This window comes from Bacillus cereus group sp. BfR-BA-01380 (assembly GCF_022663535.1).
In the GTDB taxonomy this organism is placed as follows: Bacteria; Bacillota; Bacilli; order Bacillales; family Bacillaceae_G; genus Bacillus_A; species Bacillus_A cereus_BB.
The window spans coordinates 47,305-67,098 of record NZ_JAKUFS010000025.1 but is presented as its reverse complement, the minus strand read 5'-3'; the positions used below and the strand labels follow the sequence as shown (position 1 = coordinate 67,098).

Sequence of the window (19,794 nt, the reverse complement as noted above, 5' to 3'; positions counted from 1 at the left end):
CATTTTTACACGTATCTCGGCTAAACTCCTATCTCACAAACTAGCATTTTACGATAAATAAAAAGAATCCATTTTGAAACAAAGATTGATCAAAATGGATTCTTTTTCAGCAGATTTACGTTTCGATTTTATAAAAAAATCTAATCATGTTCTACCTAAACATAATATTATTTCTTACCAATTAATATTTCTAAATCAGCGGTTATTTGAGCTGAATCCCCTTCTAAGAATGATTTAATTTGTTCCTCTGTGGTTGCCCATGATAAAGGAGTCATTTGAACCAGTGATTGAATTGATGGTTTATCAATGGGCACGATATAACATAATCTTGAACAATCTACCGATTGGAAATTCTCATTAAATCGTTCAACGGTATCAATATTAGAATAAGATTGTTCCTCAAGTTCATCGAATACAATGTCTCTTCATTCTTTTAAGCAGCCACTTTGGGGAACAATTTGATTGTCACGGGCCATTATTTACAAAAAAATCCGAACTTTGTGTGATAATCTCTAGAAATCCCTGGATACTCCAATTCATAAAATATTTTTATTTCTTAATTTTAATAATTGAATAGGGGGTTAATTTTTTAAAATTAACTCTAAAACCTAAGGCTATTAAAGCTCCAATACAAGAAGATAAACATCCAAAAACTAAATACATTGACAAATCTGTTTCTCCAATTATCACAGATGCTATTCCACCAATTGCAGGGAATAAAGCGACCATGTAACCACTCTTTGTTCCTCCTATTTTTTCTACAAGTTTTAAATAAAATAACCAAGCCAAAAAAGACGCAATAAAAGTTAAATAAATTAGGGCTGATAAGTATGTAACGGTTGTAGGAAAAACAATTGTTTGTCCTTGCGCATATACAATTGAACCAATTAACAAACTACCTATAGTAAAACCAATAGCATTTGCATAGATTGGGTCTACCTTCTTACTGGCATTTCTGGCAGAACAAGCGTCTCCTACTGCGGTAAGAACTGTACCTAAGAGAGCTATCAAAATTCCTTTCATAGTAGATATTCCTTTGAAGTCACTTAATGTTGGATATATGAGAATACAAACACCTAAGATACCAAAAACTCCTCCAAGAAAAACTCTTGCATGTAGTTTTTCTTTAAGAAATATTCGTAGTGCTATTGGAGTTAAAATAACTTTTAAGGAAAAGATTAGAGTTACGATAGCAGCAGAACACATGATAGTAGCATGATAGAGACATAGATAACTCAACGCAAAATTGCAAACGCCAAATAAAATGATGAATGGAATATCTTTTTTATTAGGTTTTCCATTAGGTTTCATAAACCATATGAGAACTAGAAATAAAATTGCTGTTAAAGCTAAACGGTATGATAATGATAGCTCTAAACTAACTGGTGTCCCTTGAATTTTAACCGCAATAAAATTAAGTCCCCAAACAATTAAACAAAATAAGTACATGATTTTAATCAATGTAGCATCACTCCTGTTAAATAAGTACTGTATGAATCCGTATACTTAATATTAATTTTCGTTGTCATTTATAAAAGGTACAGTTTACAATAATTTCAAATGACAGTTGAGGTGTATGAAGTGAAAGAACTCGTTTTTAACATAGATCGGAGTAGTAATGTTCCAATGTATCAACAAGTTTATGTTTATATAAGGACACAAATATTAACAGGGAAGATTACGCAGCATACGAAACTACCTTCTATTAGACAATTAGCAATGCTTTTGAATGTAAGTAGAAATACAACACAGGTGGCTTATGAACAACTTCTAGCAGAAGGTTATATACGAAGTGAAAGTAAGAAGGGCTATTTTGTAGAGGTAAATATGTCCGAGCAATTATTTACATATGAGCCTACTACGGTAACGCATAAACAGAGACAAAAAGTTGTAAGTGAAACAATTGATTTTAAAATTGGGACGGTAGACAGGGAGAACTTTCCTATTGCAAAGTGGCGGAATCTAACGAATAAAGTTTTAATGGATTCTATTATGTATTCCTATGGGGACAAACAAGGGGATATGTCGTTAAGGGTGGCTATAGCAGATTACTTGTTTCAGTCGAGAGGTGTTAACGCTTCTAGTGAACAAATATTGATTGGCAGCAGTACACAACACTTGTTATTGATTTTGACTCTTCTGTTAAAAGAGGAGTTTCATCAGATAGCTGTAGAAGATCCTGGTTACAATGGGGCAAGAGAGATTTTTTCCTTACAATCATTCTTAATTGAACCTATATCTGTTTTTGAAAATGGGGTTGATGTTGATCAACTTTGTAAAGCAGACGCAAGATTGATATATGTTACACCAACGCATCACTTTCCATTTGGATATACGATGCCTGTTAATGAAAGGTTAAAACTAATTCAATGGGCTGAGCAGGTTGAGGGATATATTATTGAGGATGATTACGATAGTGAATTTCGCTACATTCATCACCCTGTTCCTTCTTTACAGAGTCTAGATTCCAATGACAGGGTTGTGTATGTAAGCACATTTTCTAAGGCATTATTACCTTCAATCCGTGTAAGCTACATGGTCTTACCTAAACGATTACTTCCTAGGTACGAGAAAATGTCGTCTTTACTAGAACAAACAGCTTCTTCTTTTCATCAAAGAACACTGGCTCATTTTATTTCAGAGGGATATTGGTATGCGCATTTGAGGAAAATGAAATCTCTTTATAAACGTAAAATGAAGGTGTTGTGCGAAGAGATAAATAAGCATTTTGATAACTATATAGAAATAAAAGGAGCTTCCTCTGGTATTTATGTAGTTATTGAAGTCAAAACTCAAATGAGTGAGAAAGATTTGATAAATAAAGCATCTAACAATGGAATTATTGTTTATCCATGCTCTCAATATTTTATTAAAAACGCACCAAAATATCCGCATATCCAATTAGGTTTGGGAAATTTAAGTGAACATGAAATTAAGGAAGGTGTCTGTAAATTAGCAAAAATATGGCTTGAAAAATGAAATCTAAATGAAGTAAATTATTTCAATCTCGTGGATTTTCAAAATAGGTGAAACCTCTTGAAGGTTTAACCACGGTTTATACTCAGCACCAATGCCTATACCTCGATTATATGTGATTTTTATCAAACCTTATTCAAAAACTACATTTAGTGTTTGGAAATCAAACTGAACAAATGTTTCTATAAAAGGAATAATGAAGAAGGAGCCCTCTTCCAACGTAAGAGAGCTCCTTTTTCATTATTCTCCCACTGTAAACGTCGTCACAAAAGAAGGTCTTGCAAAAATACTCTTTTGTGGTTCGCCGCTAGCCGGGGCTGGGCGTTTTTGGTGTGCTCTTTCGAATGATTGTGATTGTTGCCATGCTTGAAATGATTCTTCGTTTTCCCACATTGTCATAATGATGTATGTATCGTCTGATAATGGGCGCAGTACACGAATGGCGCGGAAGCCTGGTTCTTTTTCAATTAAACCAGCACGGTTTTGGAAACGATGTTCAAAGACAGGGCGTCCTTCTTCTGTAACAGCGATGTTGTTGCATATGAACAGTCGCCTCCGCTTTTCTTCATTATAGCAAGAACTGTAAAAAACTTCGAAGGATTATACATAAAGGGTTTGTTTTTTCAAATAATAAACGTACCATCATTTGGAAAGAAGGATGCATTATGAAGAATACAAAGATGGTCCTCATTGGCTTTGTTTCTATTTTTATATTTGCAATTGTTCTATATAAACTCATTTTATTTACTGGCAGTTATATGATGGATGAAAAGAGACTTGTATTTCATTCTTCATCAAAAATTGTGGATCAGCGCGGAAAAGAAATGACAAAGCTTTATTTGGAAAATCGGGAATTGGTACATATTGAAGATATTCCCTCATTTGTACAACAAGCTTTTTTGGCTGTTGAAGATGCGCGCTTTTATGAACATCATGGCATTGATTTTCCTTCTATTGTAAGGGCGCTTTATAAAGATGCTCTTGCTGGAGAGAAAGTAGAGGGCGGGAGTACGATTACACAACAGCTTGTGAAAAATGTCTTTTTATCACATGAAAAAACGTTGTTTCGCAAAATGAAGGAAGTTGCGATTGCGTTTCACTTGGAACAGAAGTATACGAAGCAGCAGCTTTTGGAAATGTATTTAAATCATATTTATTTTGGACACGGGGCATATGGCATTCAAGCAGCAGCTAAATTTTATTTTAATAAGGAAGCGCGGCAATTAACGGTCGAGGAAGGGGCAATGCTGGCAGCTCTTCCGAAAGCGCCGAGCAACTACTCACCATTTTTGCATCCTGAAAAAAGTAAGGAGCGCCGCGATTTAATTTTATCGTTAATGCATAAGCAAGGATATTTATCAGCTGAAGAAACGGTGCGATATCAAGGGAAAACAATTGCTCTTTATATGAATCAAAATGAACAGGAGCTTGCTTATATGCCGTACATCGATATGGTAATTGATGAAGCGGCTCGTACGTATGGGTTATCCCATCAAGAAGTACTGCGCGGCGGATATACGTTTGTTGTGGCGATGGATGACAAGATGCAAAAGACAGCATATGAACAACTGCAAAATGTCCGTAATTTTCCGATGCAAGATGATCATATGCAAGGGGCCGCTCTTTTCATGGATAGTAAGACAGGCGGGATAAGAGCGGCGGTTGGAGGAAGGCATTATATTGCGCGCGGATTAAATCGAATTTACGCAAAGCGGCAGCCGGGCTCTGTGTTAAAGCCGCTTCTTGTTTATGCACCAGCACTTGAAACGAAAAAATATACACCATATTCTTTATTAACAAATGAACGGGGTTCGTTTGATGGCTATGAACCGCGCAATTACAACGATCAATATTCGAAAGAAGTAACGATGTATGATGCACTGCTGCAATCAGCTAATGTTCCAGCTGTATCCCTCCTGCATGAAATTGGGTTAGAAGAAGGAAAGCGGTATTTAGAAAAAGGAAATATTCACATTCCTGAACATGGTCTTAGTACTGCACTTGGCGGTTTACAAGAAGGCGTTTCGCCGTTCGAACTTGTGAAAATGTATCGTGCGTTTGGAGTGGATGGAAAAATCGTTGAGCCGCATGTGATTGAGAAAGTGTTAAATCGACACGGAGAAATAATTGGGCAAGCATCCAATAAAGAAATTGAAATTTTTTCTAAGCAAACCGCTTGGTATATGACAAGAATGCTTGAAGGTGTTGTAAAAGAAGGAACTGCACAAGATGGTGTATATAAAGGGGCGCTTGCTGGGAAAACAGGAACAACGTCGCTTCCAAATCAAGAAGACGGAGCAAGAGATATTTGGTTTGTTGGGTATACACCTCATATTGTTGGAGCGGTTTGGATGGGATATGACCGCACGGATGATAAACATTATGTGCGTGGAAGCAGTTCTTATCCAACAAAATTATTTAAAACAATTTTAGCAAAAGCCAATGTACAAGCTGATCATACATTTGCACAGCCGCGCGATGTTGAGACTATTGGAGAGCCGATTCGTTTAAGTAAAGTGGACGGTTTAGAAGCGAAGTTAACGTTTACTCCGCTTGGTTTGTTTACCGCAAAATTAACATGGAATCAACTTCCTGATAAGAGAGTTCAATATCGAATTTATAGAATAGACAAAGAGAAAGCGACTCATATTGATACAGTAACTGGAAAAGGGGAGTATGAAGTGAAGTTTATGAACGTTTTTAAGGTTCCACGTTTTTATGTTGTACCGTTTAATCCGCAAACAAATCGAGAAGGAGAAAAAACAAAACAGATTAAACCGTAATTTCAGCTTGTGCTATAATGAGAATGTTCCAAAAAAAAGCAGAGTATTACCATATGTTTGTGTCAATTTCATGAACATCGTATATAATGTTGTGCATTTTGTTTTCACTAATTGTATAGTAAGAAAAGATAAAGTGAAACTTCCATCAGTAGGGGTTCCGTGCTGATGGAAAGCTCTCACCAATCAGGCTTTTACGGGCAGTTTTTCCCTATCTATCTTCTTTGGATTTTGAGGTGGATGGGGGTTTTATTGCCTGTTAATACGGGATAAAAAGGATAGGTTTTGTTAGCTGTATTAGAAAAAGGGGGACAAGGATTTTGGTACGACAAATCAATGAAACATTTTTAAAAGCATGCAGAGGAGAACGCACAGATTATGTACCAGCATGGTATATGCGCCAAGCAGGTCGTTCCCAACCAGAATATAGAAAGATTAAAGAGAAGTATTCTTTGTTTGAAATTACACATCAGCCAGAGCTTTGTGCCTATGTAACGAAGCTGCCTGTTGATCAATATAATGTTGACGCTGCTATTTTATATAAAGATATTATGTCACCGCTTCCAGCGATTGGTGTGGATGTAGAGATTAAATCCGGAATCGGTCCTGTAATTGATAATCCGATTCGTTCGCTGCAAGATGTCGAAAAATTAGGGGAAATTCATCCAGAAGAAGACGTTCCATATGTGCTCGATACAATTCGTTTATTAACAACGGAAATGCTTGATGTCCCGTTAATCGGATTTGCAGGAGCGCCGTTTACGTTAGCGAGCTATATGATTGAAGGCGGTCCGTCCCGTAATTATCATAAAACGAAAGCGTTTATGTATGCGGAGCCAAAAGCATGGTTTGCGCTCATGGATAAGCTTGCAGATATGACCATTACGTATTTAAAAGCGCAAATTAACGCCGGCGCAAAAGCAATTCAAGTTTTCGATTCTTGGGTTGGCACAGTAAATGTTGCGGATTACCGTTTATATATTAAACCAGCAATGGAGCGTATTTTCACAGAGCTTCGTCCAATGAATGTACCACTTATTATGCACGGCGTTGGAGCGAGTCATTTAGCAAATGAATGGCATGATCTGCCGCTTGATGTTGTCGGTTTAGACTGGCGCCTGCCGATTGAAGAGGCGCGTGCTCGTGGCATCCAAAAAGCTGTGCAAGGAAATTTAGACCCATCTATTTTACTTGCACCGTGGTCTGTGATTGAAACGCATGTAAAAGCGATTTTAGATGAGGGAATGAAACAGCCAGGTTACGTATTTAACTTAGGACATGGTGTTTTCCCAGAGGTGAATCCAGAAACGTTAAAACAGATGACTGCATTTATACATAACTATTCAAGAGAACAGTTGGCGAAGTAAAGGAGAAGCCCATATGAAAAAGAAAATCGGTTTACTTGTGATGGCATATGGAACGCCGTATAAAGAAGAGGATATTGAACGTTATTATACACACATTCGCCGCGGGAGAAAGCCAAGTGCGGAAATGTTAGAAGACTTAACAGAACGATACAGAGCGATTGGCGGGATTTCGCCTCTTGCGAAGATCACGCTTGAACAAGCGGAAAAATTAGAAGCATATTTAAATGAAATGCAAGATGACGTGGAGTTTAAAGTGTATCTCGGCTTAAAACATATTGAGCCATTTATTGAAGATGCGGTGAAAAAGATGCACGAAGATGGAATTGAAGATGCAATTGCTCTTGTTCTCACGCCGCACTATTCTACTTTTAGCGTGAAGTCTTATATCGGACGAGCACAAGAAGAAGCAGATAAACTTGGCGGCTTACAAATTCACGGTATTGACAGTTGGTATAAAGAACCAAAGTTTATTGATTATTGGGTGAACCAAGTAAAAGCAATATATGAAAAGATGACAGATGATGAGCGTGAAAAAGCGGTCCTTATCGTATCTGCACATAGTTTACCAGAGAAAATCATTACACTCGGGGATCCGTATCCAGAGCAATTAAGTGAAACAGCTGATTATATTGCCAGCAAGGCTGGAGTGGAAAACTATGCAGTAGGCTGGCAAAGTGCTGGTAATACGCCGGATCCATGGATTGGGCCGGATGTACAAGATTTAACACGCGAATTGCATGAGAAATATGGATACACATCCTTTGTATATGCACCTGTTGGCTTTGTTGCTGATCATTTAGAAGTATTATATGACAATGACATTGAATGTAAAATTGTCACAGAAGAAGTTCAAGCAAACTATTATCGCCCAGAAATGCCAAATGACAAGGCTCCATTTATTTCTTGTTTAGCAGATGTTGTCATGAAAAAGTGGAGTGCAGTTTCATAAAGCAGGGAAGGAGGAAGCAGTCGTGAAAAAGAAGGTAGTGGTTATAGGCGGCGGAATTTCCGGCTTAACAACAGCATATTACTTGCAAAAAGAAATTCGGGAACAAAGCTTGCCGATTGATACAATGCTTATTGAAGCATCAGGAAGGCTTGGCGGGAAAATTAAAACAGTTAGAAAAGATGGATATACAATTGAACGTGGCCCAGATTCATTCCTAGAACGAAAAGAGAGCGCGGCAAGGTTAGCACGTGAATTACAACTTGGTGATCAACTTGTGAATAATGCAACAGGGAAATCGTTTGTACTTGTGAATAATCAATTGCACAGTATTCCAAGCGGTTCAATGATGGGAATTCCAACGCAAATTACACCATTTGTATTTTCCGGGTTGTTTTCTCCTATCGGAAAGCTCCGTGCAGGATTTGATTTTGTATTGCCTCGTTCAAAACCGGTATCAGATCAATCGCTCGGTCAATTTTTCCGTCGCCGTTTAGGAAATGAAGTAGTTGAAAATTTGATTGAGCCATTGTTATCAGGTATTTATGCCGGTGATATTGATCAGATGAGTTTAATGGCAACGTTTCCGCAGTTCTATCAAGTGGAACAAAAGTATCGCAGCATTTCACTCGGTATGCGTACTTTAGCACCGAAACAACCAAAGGATGCAAAGGCAAAAACAAAAGGAATCTTTTTAACGTTAAAAACAGGTCTACAATCTATTGTTGATCGGATTGAAGAGCGATTAGAAGATGGAACAGTTATGAAAGGAACGCGTGTCGAAAAGATTACAAAGATTGATGAGCGCTATAGCATTACGCTTAGCAACGGAAAACAAATAGAAGCAGATGCAGTTGTAATGGCCGCATCTCACAAATGGCTGCCATCGATGTTTTCGCAATATAAACAGTTCCGCTTCTTCCGTAACATGCCATCAACGTCAGTTGCGAATGTAGCGTTAGCATTCCCAAAAGAAGCGATTCAGCGCGATATTGAAGGAACGGGGTTTCTTGTATCTCGCAATAGTGATTTTACAATTACAGCATGTACGTGGACACATAAAAAATGGCCGCATACAACGCCGGAAGGAAAAGTACTCCTGCGCTGTTACGTTGGGCGTCCCGGCGATGAAGCAATTGTGGAGCAAACAGATGAAGAAATGGTTCGCGTCGTGTTAGAAGACTTGCAAAAGACAATGGATATAACAGCTCAGCCAGAACTTACTGTTGTTAGCCGCTGGAAAGAAGCGATGCCGCAATATACAGTTGGTCATAAAGATCGTATGAAAGCGTTAAAACGGTTCATGAGCGAAGAATTACCTGGTATTTACTTAGCAGGAAGCTCGTATGCCGGCGCTGGATTGCCAGATTGTATCGATCAAGGCGAAGCTGCCGTAAAATATGTATTGTCTTATTTAGAACAAACGAATCAAAAAGAGTTAATGGCGTAATAAGAGGAGCATCCCTTTGGAGAAGGGATGCTTTTTGTAGTTGTATGGTGCCTCTATTCTATTTTTTATCTAATTATAAATCCTTTTTTGCGTATATGTTTAGAGATATAATCATTGAAACAACCCCAATGACTAGCGAAATGAAGCAAGGGGCCCATGCTTGAATGATTTGTGGCAATGTAATTGTAAAGCTAATATGATTCGATTGAACTCCCTTTATAAGAGTAGGGAGGAGAAATGGTGTTAAAAAGATAACAAAAAAAGAAATGAGTTTTGTTTTGTCATAACCAAATTTAAATTGAACAGGGATTAGTGTTCCAAATAGTATACTAAGAATCAAAAACGTTATTCCAAGAGTATGAATGTTTAATGTTTCTATGCCGGATGGAACGATAATAGATGAGATAATATGGATCATGACGATAGAAATGAAAATAACAAAAATAAAGAGATATTTTGCCTTTACAAATGCATTTCTTGTATATGGAGTCGCACAAAGCAAAGCAGCTCCCTTATATTTATCTTCAAATTTAGATACTGTACCAAACAAAATATACTCCACTAGAATTGTTGTTAAGAGGAAGCTGACTAGACCGCCGTCGCCTATTTGTGAAGAAATGTAAATAGGAGCAATGGCAGTAAAAACGAATAAGACGAAGCAATACTTTTTAATTAGCATAAAATCTTTTATTACAAGGTTAATGAGCATTGTTATTACCTCCGATATAAGTAAGCATAATGTCTTCTATCGTTGGCCTTTCCATCAATACATCAGGCATAGTGCGCCGTACTTCCTCTTTTTTATTTGTAATCCCTTCAAATCCGTACTTTGATTGATGCAAAGTTAAAAACAGTTTTTGAGTTTGTTCATTAATGAAGTGATTGTCTCCTTTTACTAGTGCATGTGTATCTAGCAACTCATCTTTCCCTTCATTAAGTAGGATTCTACCGTCATCAATTAAGATGATCATGTCGGCGATTTTATCCAAATCGGAGGTAATATGAGTTGAAAAAAAGACACTTTTTCCTGGCTTCTTCACAAAGTCGAGGAGAATATCCATCAATTCCCTTCGTACTAATGGATCTAAACCACTTGTTGGTTCGTCCATAATTAATAAATCTGCATGGTGGGAGAGCGCTAAAGCAACTGCATACTTCATTCGCATGCCTTTTGATAAGGTAGAAATTTTCTGATCTAAATTTAAATGAAACTGTTTTATGTAAGCTAAGAAAATTGATTCGTCCCATTCAGTGTAGCTAGGGGCAATCACATTTTTCATTTCTTTCAATGTTAACTCTTCATAGAAATATCCCTCATCTAATACAATACCAATCTTGTTTTTTGCCTTTCTTTCATTATCATCCATATTCTTACCTAGAAAATTGATTTTTCCGGATTCCTTCAAAATGAGGCCTAAGATTGCTTTAATCGTGGTGGTTTTCCCAGAACCGTTAATACCGATAAAGCCTGTAATACAGTCTTCATGTAGTGAAAACGAAATGTTTTTTAAGGAAAAATGGTCATAAGCTTTATTTAAGTTGTTAACCTCTAAAACAGGGTTCACTTTTCATTCTCCTCCTCTAAAATTAAGTCCAGCATCGAATGAAGATCATCTTTATTTATTCCTAAATTTTGAGCCATTTTACAGACTTCTGTTAGTTTAACTTCCACCATGTGCCGCTTAGATTCCATTAACATCTCTAAATTTTCAGGTGCCACATAGGATCCTTTACCAACTCTAGTAATAATAAATCCTTCAGCTTCTAGCTCAGCATAGACCCTTTTCGTAGTGAGGACACTCACATGTAGATCGCTGGCCAATGAACGGATTGAAGGAAGTTGTTCTCCTTCTTTAAGTTCATTATTAAAAATGGAAGTTTTAATCTGATCTTTTATCTGCTGGTATAAAGGCTGATCTGATACATTGTTTAAGATAATTTTCATTAGACACCCTCTTTGTTAATCATTGTTATGGTGAAACATACACACCATACACACCATGCACACTTAATAGTATAAATTACTATGATTGGAATAACAAGAGATTGTAGTGCAAGGGTTACTTGAATACAAAAATGGTATTTTGAATTGGCTGATAGGAAATTAAATTTTTTGTAAATTTATATAAATATAATGTTCTTTATAAGGAACTTTGCTATGATAGACATGCTAGGGAATAGGAAAAACATTTAGGGGGAGGATTTCTTTGAAAAAGCTAGCAATTATCTTGTTTTCATTTGTATTTGTTATACTAGCATCGGATATTGTTGTGAAGGCCGAACAGGAACAAGTGTTAACTGTTGATGAAGCAATTCAATTGTTTCAGCAGCAAGGTAAGAAACCAGCAGTTGTAGAGGGATATATTGTTGGGTACACGCAAAATGCAGGTAAATATACGAAAGACCCAGCGAAATTTGGAGATACAAACGTTGCAATTGCCGCTTCTCCAGATGAAGTGAACGCTGAGAAAATTATGCCTGTTCAGCTGCCGATCGGTGAAGTTCGAAAAGCAGTGAATGTAAAAGATCATCCAGAAAATATGGGGAAAAAAGTGCGTCTAACAGGTACGTTAGATAGTTATTTTAGCAGCCCGGGGTTAAAGTCTGTTACAGCTTATGCGTTTCAAAATCAAGAAACGCAGAAAGTAAGTGATGTCATTGCTAGTCCAAACGGGGGCGAAGTAGAAAAAGGAACAGCAGTAACATTATCAACTAAAACAGAAGGTGCTGCCATCTATTACACGTTAGATGGGTCAAATCCAACGTCTCAAAGCATTCGCTATAATGAACAGATTATACTGAATGAAAATAGTGTCATGAAAGCGATTGCTGTGAAAGAGGGACTTGAAAATTCCGCTATTTCGACATTCTCGTTTACAATGATAAAAAATGAACCAGTTCGTATTCACGATATTCAAGGGAAATCTCATGTTTCTCCTTATAATGGAAAAGATATGAAAGCGGTTACTGGCATTGTGACACAAGTAGATAAATCTGGATTTTATATGCAAGATCCAGAGCCTGATAACGATCCAGCTACATCAGAAGGGATTTATGTGTATAAGAAAGACGGCGGCGTAAACGTAGGCGACCTCGTTTCTGTTGATGGACAAGTGGCAGAGTTTGTCGGACCAGGATATGCAGATCGTTTTGATACAGATTTATCGATTACAGAAATGAAAGCAAAGCGCGTTATTGTGAAAGAGAGTAATCAAAAATTACCTGAAGCGGTTGTATTAGGAGAAAATGGTTTGAAAATACCAGATGCAATTATTGATAATGACGGATTTGGCATTTTTGATCCAGCAGAAGATGCAATTGACTTTTATGAAAGTTTAGAAGGCATGCTTGTAACAGTGCCGCAGCCAAAAGTCATTGGACCGCAAAAAAATGGTAACTTATATGTAACAACTGCGAATGGCAGCCAGAAAGTAACGACAAAATTCGGAACACCGTTGCTGCAAGCTAACAATGAGAATCCAGAGCGCCTTTCTATTAAGGTTTCGCGTAATTATGTAGCGAAATCAGGGGATCAACTTCTTGGAGATGTAACAGGTATTGTTGGTTATGATTATGGAAACTATCGCATTTCACCAATTGGAGAGCTTCCAGCGCTGCAAGATGGCGGATTTAAACAACTTGGCGCAAACATTCAACCGCGCCTTGATAAACTAACAGTTGCAACATATAACATTGAGAATTTCTCAGCAAATAAAAAAGAAACGTCCGATGAGAAAGTAAGACGTCTTGCTTACGCTATTAAATACAATTTAAAAATGCCAGATATCATTGGTGTTCAAGAAATGCAAGATAACAATGGAACAGTTAATGATGGCACAACAGATGCATCGCTTAGTGCAAAGCGTTTAATTGATGCAATTCAAGAAATTCGCGGACCAAAGTATGAGTATGTAGAAATTGCACCGGAAAATAATAAAGATGGCGGTGCGCCAGGGGCGAATATTCGCGTTGGTTTCTTCTATAATCCATCTCGCGTGAAATTAGCACAAAAACCAGTTCTACTTGAGAAAAACGTTGTACGAATTGGAGAAAATAATGCATTATTTGACGACACACGTAAACCGTTAGCTGCTGAGTTTACATTCCAAGGGCAAAACATCGTTGTGATTGCCAATCACTTAAACTCTAAATTAGGAGATGCATCGCCATTTGGAAAAGTCCAGCCGCTTGTATTAAAAAGTGAAGCAAAACGTGTGCAGCTTGCTGAGGAAGTTAATGGTTTCGTAAAAGGCATTCAAGGGCGACATGCAAAAGCACCAGTTGTTGCGCTTGGCGATATGAACGACTTCGACTTCTCAAAACCAATGCAAGCATTAAAAGGCGACATTATGAAAGAAATGCTTGAAACAGTTCCACAAGAAAATCGTTACACATATATTCATGATGGAAATGCACAGGTGTTAGATCATATTTTCGTAACGAATAACATCGCACCGCACACAATTGTGGATCCAGTTCATTTAAACTCGAACGTTATGGAAGAACATGGTCGTATGAGTGACCATGATCCAGTGCTTGCACAAATTGATTTGAAGAAAGCTTCATAATAAAGAAAAACTGCGCTCAGTTACGTACAGGAGAAACAGAAGAACACACCAGTTTATGAACTGTACCCTAGAACAGTTTCATAAACGGCTTTAGAACTTAAGCACATAAAAGATGGTTTCGATTTGTATCGGAGCCATCTTTTTTAATACTCATATCCTTTCTTGAAGGGCTTGAAGTGTTTAAAGTCTAATAAGTTGATGAGCTGGGGGTACTTTGTTTTGTTAGCTTGATCGTGATGTGGCGTTATCCTTTGTAATAATCAGACTTTGTCAAACCATAAACACCAGTATCTTCATAAACTCCACGGTACAAACAGCTCTGTTTAAATGTTCCTTCATGTTTCAATCCTAATTTTTGCATGACTTTAAAAGAGGCCGGATTTTTAGTAAAGGCATTAGCATAATATGTAAAAGGAGTTTGAATAATCTTGTCAAATTTATTTATCTATGAAAACAATACCTTCACATTCAAATCAACCTACATACGAAAAAAGTCGTTTATTTTGGAGTTACTTAACGTTTACAAAAATACTATACGAGGAGATGTAATAAGTGAAAAAGTTAATCGAATTCAAAAAAGTAACGAAAGAATACAAAATAGGAGAAGTGCTAATCAAAGCCCTTGATGGTGTTGACTTTTCCATATCTGAGGGAGAATTCGTCGTTATTTTGGGTGCAAGCGGTGCCGGTAAAAGTACGATTTTGAATATACTTGGCGGTATGGATACGGCTACCTCAGGTCAAGTGTTTGTTGGTGATCAAGAGATAACAAGATTCAACGAAAAAAAGTTAACAGAATATCGTGGTGAGAAAGTTGGATTTGTATTTCAATTCTATAACTTAATTCCTAATTTAAACGCTCTAGAAAATGTTGAATTTGCCACTGAAGTATGTAAAAACCATCTGGATGCTAAAGATATTTTACATAAAGTCGGATTAAAAAATCGTATCAAAAACTTCCCTTCCCAGCTCTCTGGAGGAGAACAACAAAGAGTTGCTATAGCTAGGGCTGTTGCAAAAAATCCTTTACTTTTACTCTGTGATGAACCAACCGGAGCTTTGGATTATGTTACAGGTAAGTCCGTATTAAAGCTTCTTCAAGATTTGAACAAGGAAACGAAAAAATGTGTCGTTTTGGTCACACATAATTCTGCAATTGCTCCTATGGCCGATAAAATTATTAAGGTTAAAAGCGGAATGATAGAAAGCGTTACGATTAATGATGAAAAACAAAGCGTTGAAGGGATTGAGTGGTAATCATGAAATTATTTTTAAAATTATTAAGGGATATTAAACAATCTATAGGGCAATTTGTAGCCATAGTTGTGGTTATCGCAGTAGGAGCTTTTTTCTATGCGGGTCTGGTGACTTATAGCAATAATCTTAGTGCTTATACTAAGGTTTACTTTAAAGAACATAATTTAAGCGACTTACATGTGTATTACAGTAAACTTTCCAAATATGATGTGGCTGGTTTAAGCGAAATTGAAGGTATAAATAAAATAGAAGGACGTTATACCTTTGATGCCAGGCAAGCCTTTAAAGGATACAAAACCTCATTAAAAATTCATTCGATCCCTGTAAAAAATGAAATAAATACGCCTACTATGATTGAGGGTAGTATCCCGTCAAAAAAGGATGAGATCTTATTAGATTCCCGTTATGCTAAAGAACATCATTATCGTGTCGGTGATCAAATCAGTATAAGTGCGAATGAAAGAAATGTTAAGTTTACAATTAGCGGCTTGGGTGAGAATGTTGAACATGCAAAAAAGAACGAAATACAAGACCATAAAACCTACGGAGTAGCTTATATTGCCGAAGAGACAATACCTGAAATCTTAGACGACTTTTACTATAATGAAATCATTATTGATGCTAAAGAAGGTTACGATATTGACAAACTAGGTAAATCAATTGAAGTACAATCCAAACAACTTACTTATTTGGATCAAGTAAGTAAAGAACGGACTTTCAATTTTTCTCAGATAAATCAAACAATATATAATAATAAATTGATGAGTAAAGTTATACCTTTCGTTCTCTTTTTGATTGAAGCGATAATCCTATTTCTGGCTATGTCGAGGATTATAGATTCTCAAAGAAATCAAGTAGGTATTATGAAGGCTTTGGGTATAAAAAACAGAAACATCATGCTTCACTACATGGGATACCCTGTGCTGGCAGGTATAATTGGCTCAATCATAGGTTGTGCCATTGCCGCTATTGTATTTATTCCATTAGTAACTGCATCGAGTGCAAGGGCCTACTCTCTACCTGATATTAAATTCTCACTTTCTTTTTATTCAATTATTCCTCCCATTATTTTCTCTAGTGCTTTTGGACTCCTGTCATGTTACTTAAGTGGTAGAACCATATTAAAAGAACGTGCAGCTCAGGCTATGCGTCCTAAACCGCCAAAGAAGATGAAAAAGCTATTTATAGAAAGAGTTCCGGGTCTGTGGAGTCATATTTCCTACAGTTATAAACTCATTTTGAGAAATATATTTTTAAATAAACAAAAAGCTTTAGCGAGCTCAACGGGTGTTGTTGTAAGCACTGTTTTATTGATAACAGCTTTTGGCACTCAAATGGCCTTGCTAAAAGTAGCTAACCAAGTTGAAAATGTTTATACTTATGATCTAAGAGTAGATTATACGAGGGGGACATCTTCTGATACGGTAAAACTACCCTCCGGTATTAAAAATAGTTATTTTTTATCCACCTTTCCTGTTGAATTCATAAAAGATAATGAAAAAGAAAATGCCACTTTAGTTGTTACTGAAAAAGAAAACAATCTCATTCATTTCTTTGACGAAAATGACAATAGGATATCTTTAGAAAATAATGGTTTGCTGGTACCAAAATCTTACGCTGACAAATATCATATTTCAGAAGGGGATATAATCAAAATAAAGTTCACAGCACCAGAGCTTAAAAATAAATCTGTAGATATGAAGGTTTTACATATATCTACACAGTATTCGAATCCGTCGTTTTATAGTACACCAGCTTATTTAAAGAGCTTTGACATAGACTACAGTCCAACCTCGCTTTTAGTTAAAGCAAATAGCTCTACAGATCTTATAAGCGTTCGTAACTTCTTTGAACAAGATCGTCATGTAGATACAATTGCAGATAAGAATGATCTAAAGAAATCAGCTCAATATATTTTGAAACAAAACAGTTTTGTATTTATCATGTTTATTACTTGTGCCATCATACTCTCCTTTGGCGCCATATATACGATATCTTCCATAAACATTTATGAAAGGAATCGTGAGCTTGCAACACTTAAGGTATTAGGCTATCAAAAAAATAAAATAAACAGATTAATATTTTTTGAGAACATCATACTAACCACATTTGCGGTAATTGTAGCTTTACCGATAAGTGGCTATGTTTATACAATTATTGTAAAGGCTCTGTCTAGTACCCATCAACAAATCCCAGATAAATTAAATATTTTTATCATGGTGGTTTCAATTATTCTTGAGTTTTTACTTACCATTGTATCTAACTTACTACTTAGGAGAAAAGTTACCAAAATAAATATGATTGAATCATTAAAAAGTATAGAATAAAACTTTTAAGGAGATGGGACAAAAATGGTTCCGGTATTGCACCGGAGCCATTTTTTCTCTTTCCGATTAAAAATTTCTTGGATCCATTCATAATCTTTTTCATCATTTCGTTCTTTTTCCATGTGCTTGTCTGTTTGATGAAGCCAAGCATAATATCCACTTCGACTTACAAAAATAGAACGTACGCAGAGAAAAGTAAATTGGTAGCTGGATTCAATGTGTACGTGACGAATACCGTTAAACATGATCTCCCTACGCTAAAAGCTCAACCAAAACGGTACATTGGAACACTTTGCAATATGCATCATACAAAAACCCCGAATCAGGGACATGATTCGGGGTACAGTTCATATAAGGATAGCATCAATTTATCCCGCATTAACGGGCAGTAATACTCCCGCCTCAAAATTCAGCGGAAGCAAAGAAGTTAGGCGGGAGATAAACTGCCCGTAAAAGCCCGATTGGTTCAACTAATAATCAGTGGGGGATTGAAGAAAACCCCCACTGATTAAAGTTTCACTTTATCTGCAAGGTATAAACTTCCAAGAACTAGGTTTTTCCGTTTTCCCACCTAGTACAATCCAACTGTTATCTGTATTTATATTTTTATAATTTAATGGGTAACCATCTGTAAAGATATAATATTCATTAGGATTATTAGGGTTTATTTGAATTTTAAAATCAGCTAAACTATCAGATTTTTGAGCAAGGTGAACCCAGCTAGAATACTTAGACCAATTTAAATATTGGTATTGATCATAATTCGAGTTCTTCATGTGAAGATATACGCTCTCACCATGGTGTAATTTTGCATCATTTTCTTTATAAAATTCAAATTCCATAGGTGTACCAGATTGTGCATTATTATTGCCATTTGCAAGTAACACATAATCATAACGATTTGCTGCAAACCATTTAAATGTTAGACCTTGATAAGGAGATTCACTTGGTACGATATAATAGTTTTTCCCTGCTTCTACGACATTTCCTTCTGCATCATAGATTAATGCCTTCTCTATACTTGGAGCCTGCTCATTTTTAGCAAAAGTTTTAAACCAAAGATTTAAGAAACCTGCTGTATTACGCTGAGCTGCTACTAAGCTTCGCTGCACAGCCGGGATAACCATCTCTTGCCACAATTGTTCTTTACCACTATTGTAATACTTCAATGTATTATCATTAGTGATATTCTGGATTTCAGGTTTAGCTACCTTTGCTACATAATCAATCCATTCTTCAGGTTTAGTGAAAGAATCGTTATAATTCCCGCCAGTATTGACTGCAAATTGATTTTGAATGGTTGTCACATAATTTTCAAAGGCACTATGATATTTGATAGCCCTTGTATCAATCGCGGTAAAATTTGCTGCATGCATAGGTTGTGTAGCATCTGTAAGGTAATGCGTGGCTACTCCTAAATAATAGAAAGCTTTTTCATAGTCTTTATTTCGAAAATGCTCTCCAGATTCATAAAAGTATTTCTTTCCTTGTGTAAGAGCTGTTGGATCTGTTTCGCCTCTATAATTTTTCTGCGTATCAGGATCATAAAAGTGAGACTTCCATCCACCTTTGAAAACTCCACCGATTCCTAACCCGCCATCGTTAAATTCAGAATTATAATCTGCATCATATAATCCTTTTGAAAATAAATCTTTATATTGCGGGAAATTTAAGAAGTCTACAGCCTGTTTATTTATTTCCACATTCGATTCTGTTTTCATAATTTCAATGGCTTGCTTTGCAATCCATAAATGTGTACTTTTATCAGAATGATACGGAGCCTCTGCAGACCATTTTGCAGTAACGGGATCATTCTCACTTAAATCAATTTGATCGAGATGAGCATAGCTATGTTGAGGGAATGATCCTAAAATACTTAAAGTCGTTCCAGCTATACATAGTGTTGAGATAATTTTTTTCATTTTATCTTCCTTTCTAAATACAATATTATATTAATCATTATATATAAAATAATAGTAATTTCAATATTTCTATGTGCGATTCTCTTGTTTTTTCCCGCATTGTCACTTTTCTGTTACAATATAATAAGCAATAAAACTTGAAATCGTTGGGAAGTTATGGTAATATCATGAATGTACTATATGACCAGGATGTTCAAGTGG

General features: G+C 36.4%; 14 protein-coding genes and 1 pseudogene. 8 read left to right on the top strand and 7 right to left on the bottom strand.

All coding sequences use genetic code 11. The features are described 5' to 3' along the window. Positions 1–549: 549 nt before the first annotated feature. Positions 550–1,449, bottom strand: coding sequence for a DMT family transporter (locus tag MR076_RS20065; protein ID WP_396021724.1), 900 nt, complete (start codon positions 1,447–1,449; stop codon positions 550–552). A 132-nt stretch (positions 1,450–1,581) separates the two neighbouring features. Between MR076_RS20065 and pdxR the strand changes: the two genes are divergently transcribed. Beyond that, the gene (gene pdxR / locus MR076_RS20060; RefSeq protein WP_242223534.1) at positions 1,582–2,979 is read left to right on the top strand and encodes a MocR-like pyridoxine biosynthesis transcription factor PdxR; all 1,398 of its coding nucleotides are present in this window, start codon (positions 1,582–1,584) and stop codon (positions 2,977–2,979) included. Between the two features lie 237 nt (positions 2,980–3,216). On the opposite strand, the pseudogene MR076_RS20055 reads toward pdxR, so the two are convergent. Then, positions 3,217–3,519, bottom strand: a pseudogene (locus MR076_RS20055) (antibiotic biosynthesis monooxygenase family protein); the annotation flags it as partial. A gap of 122 nt (positions 3,520–3,641) precedes the next feature. Between MR076_RS20055 and MR076_RS20050 the strand changes: the two are divergent. The 4 genes from MR076_RS20050 to hemY all read left to right on the top strand — a co-directional run bounded on the left by MR076_RS20050 (position 3,642) and on the right by hemY (position 9,519). Continuing rightward, positions 3,642–5,759 (top strand): transglycosylase domain-containing protein, encoded by a 2,118-nt coding sequence (locus MR076_RS20050; protein ID WP_242223532.1) that lies wholly within the window; start codon positions 3,642–3,644, stop codon positions 5,757–5,759. Positions 5,760–6,076: 317 nt separating this feature from the next. Then, positions 6,077–7,123 carry a uroporphyrinogen decarboxylase gene (gene hemE, locus MR076_RS20045; protein ID WP_242223529.1) on the top strand — a complete coding sequence of 349 codons (1,047 nt, stop codon included), beginning with the start codon at positions 6,077–6,079 and terminating at the stop codon, positions 7,121–7,123. A gap of 13 nt (positions 7,124–7,136) precedes the next feature. Beyond that, a complete protein-coding gene (hemH, locus tag MR076_RS20040; RefSeq protein WP_242223527.1) occupies positions 7,137–8,072 on the top strand; it encodes a ferrochelatase in 936 nt (311 codons plus the stop codon). A 22-nt stretch (positions 8,073–8,094) separates the two neighbouring features. Next, on the top strand, positions 8,095–9,519 hold the full coding sequence (hemY, locus tag MR076_RS20035) for a protoporphyrinogen oxidase (protein WP_242223525.1): 1,425 nt from the start codon (positions 8,095–8,097) through the stop codon (positions 9,517–9,519). Between the two features lie 73 nt (positions 9,520–9,592). Here the strand turns inward: hemY and MR076_RS20030 are convergent, their stop codons facing one another. From MR076_RS20030 to MR076_RS20020, 3 genes are read right to left on the bottom strand one after another with little or no spacing between them, the layout of a single operon-like run. Continuing rightward, the gene (locus tag MR076_RS20030) at positions 9,593–10,228 is read right to left on the bottom strand and encodes an ABC-2 transporter permease (RefSeq protein WP_242223523.1); all 636 of its coding nucleotides are present in this window, start codon (positions 10,226–10,228) and stop codon (positions 9,593–9,595) included. Then, a complete protein-coding gene (locus MR076_RS20025) occupies positions 10,218–11,084 on the bottom strand; it encodes an ABC transporter ATP-binding protein (RefSeq protein ID WP_242223522.1) in 867 nt (288 codons plus the stop codon). Before MR076_RS20025 ends, MR076_RS20030 begins: the two co-directional genes overlap by 11 nt. Continuing rightward, on the bottom strand, positions 11,081–11,464 hold the full coding sequence (locus MR076_RS20020; RefSeq protein WP_090915644.1) for a GntR family transcriptional regulator: 384 nt from the start codon (positions 11,462–11,464) through the stop codon (positions 11,081–11,083). Before MR076_RS20020 ends, MR076_RS20025 begins: the two co-directional genes overlap by 4 nt. 304 nt (positions 11,465–11,768) lie before the next feature. Here MR076_RS20020 and MR076_RS20015 point away from each other — a divergent pair, with 304 nt between their 5' ends. The 3 genes from MR076_RS20015 (at position 11,769) to MR076_RS20005 (ending at position 17,671) form a co-directional block, all read left to right on the top strand. Beyond that, positions 11,769–14,087: a DUF6359 domain-containing protein gene (locus MR076_RS20015; protein ID WP_396021723.1), complete on the top strand. Its 2,319-nt coding sequence runs from the start codon at positions 11,769–11,771 to the stop codon at positions 14,085–14,087. 552 nt (positions 14,088–14,639) lie between these two features. Continuing rightward, positions 14,640–15,344 (top strand): ABC transporter ATP-binding protein, encoded by a 705-nt coding sequence (locus MR076_RS20010; protein WP_043065411.1) that lies wholly within the window; start codon positions 14,640–14,642, stop codon positions 15,342–15,344. Positions 15,345–15,346: 2 nt separating this feature from the next. Then, positions 15,347–17,671, top strand: a complete 2,325-nt coding sequence (locus MR076_RS20005; protein WP_242223519.1) for an ABC transporter permease — start codon at positions 15,347–15,349, stop codon at positions 17,669–17,671. A 5-nt stretch (positions 17,672–17,676) separates the two neighbouring features. Here MR076_RS20005 and MR076_RS20000 read toward each other — a convergent pair whose 3' ends face one another. Together MR076_RS20000 and MR076_RS19995 are read right to left on the bottom strand one after the other, a co-directional pair. Next, entirely contained in the window at positions 17,677–17,916 is a 240-nt protein-coding gene (locus MR076_RS20000) for a hypothetical protein (protein WP_242223517.1), read from the bottom strand. A gap of 276 nt (positions 17,917–18,192) precedes the next feature. After that, complete coding sequence (locus tag MR076_RS19995) at positions 18,193–19,593, bottom strand: zinc dependent phospholipase C family protein (protein ID WP_242223516.1); 1,401 nt, start codon at positions 19,591–19,593, stop codon at positions 18,193–18,195. Positions 19,594–19,794 lie beyond the last annotated feature (201 nt).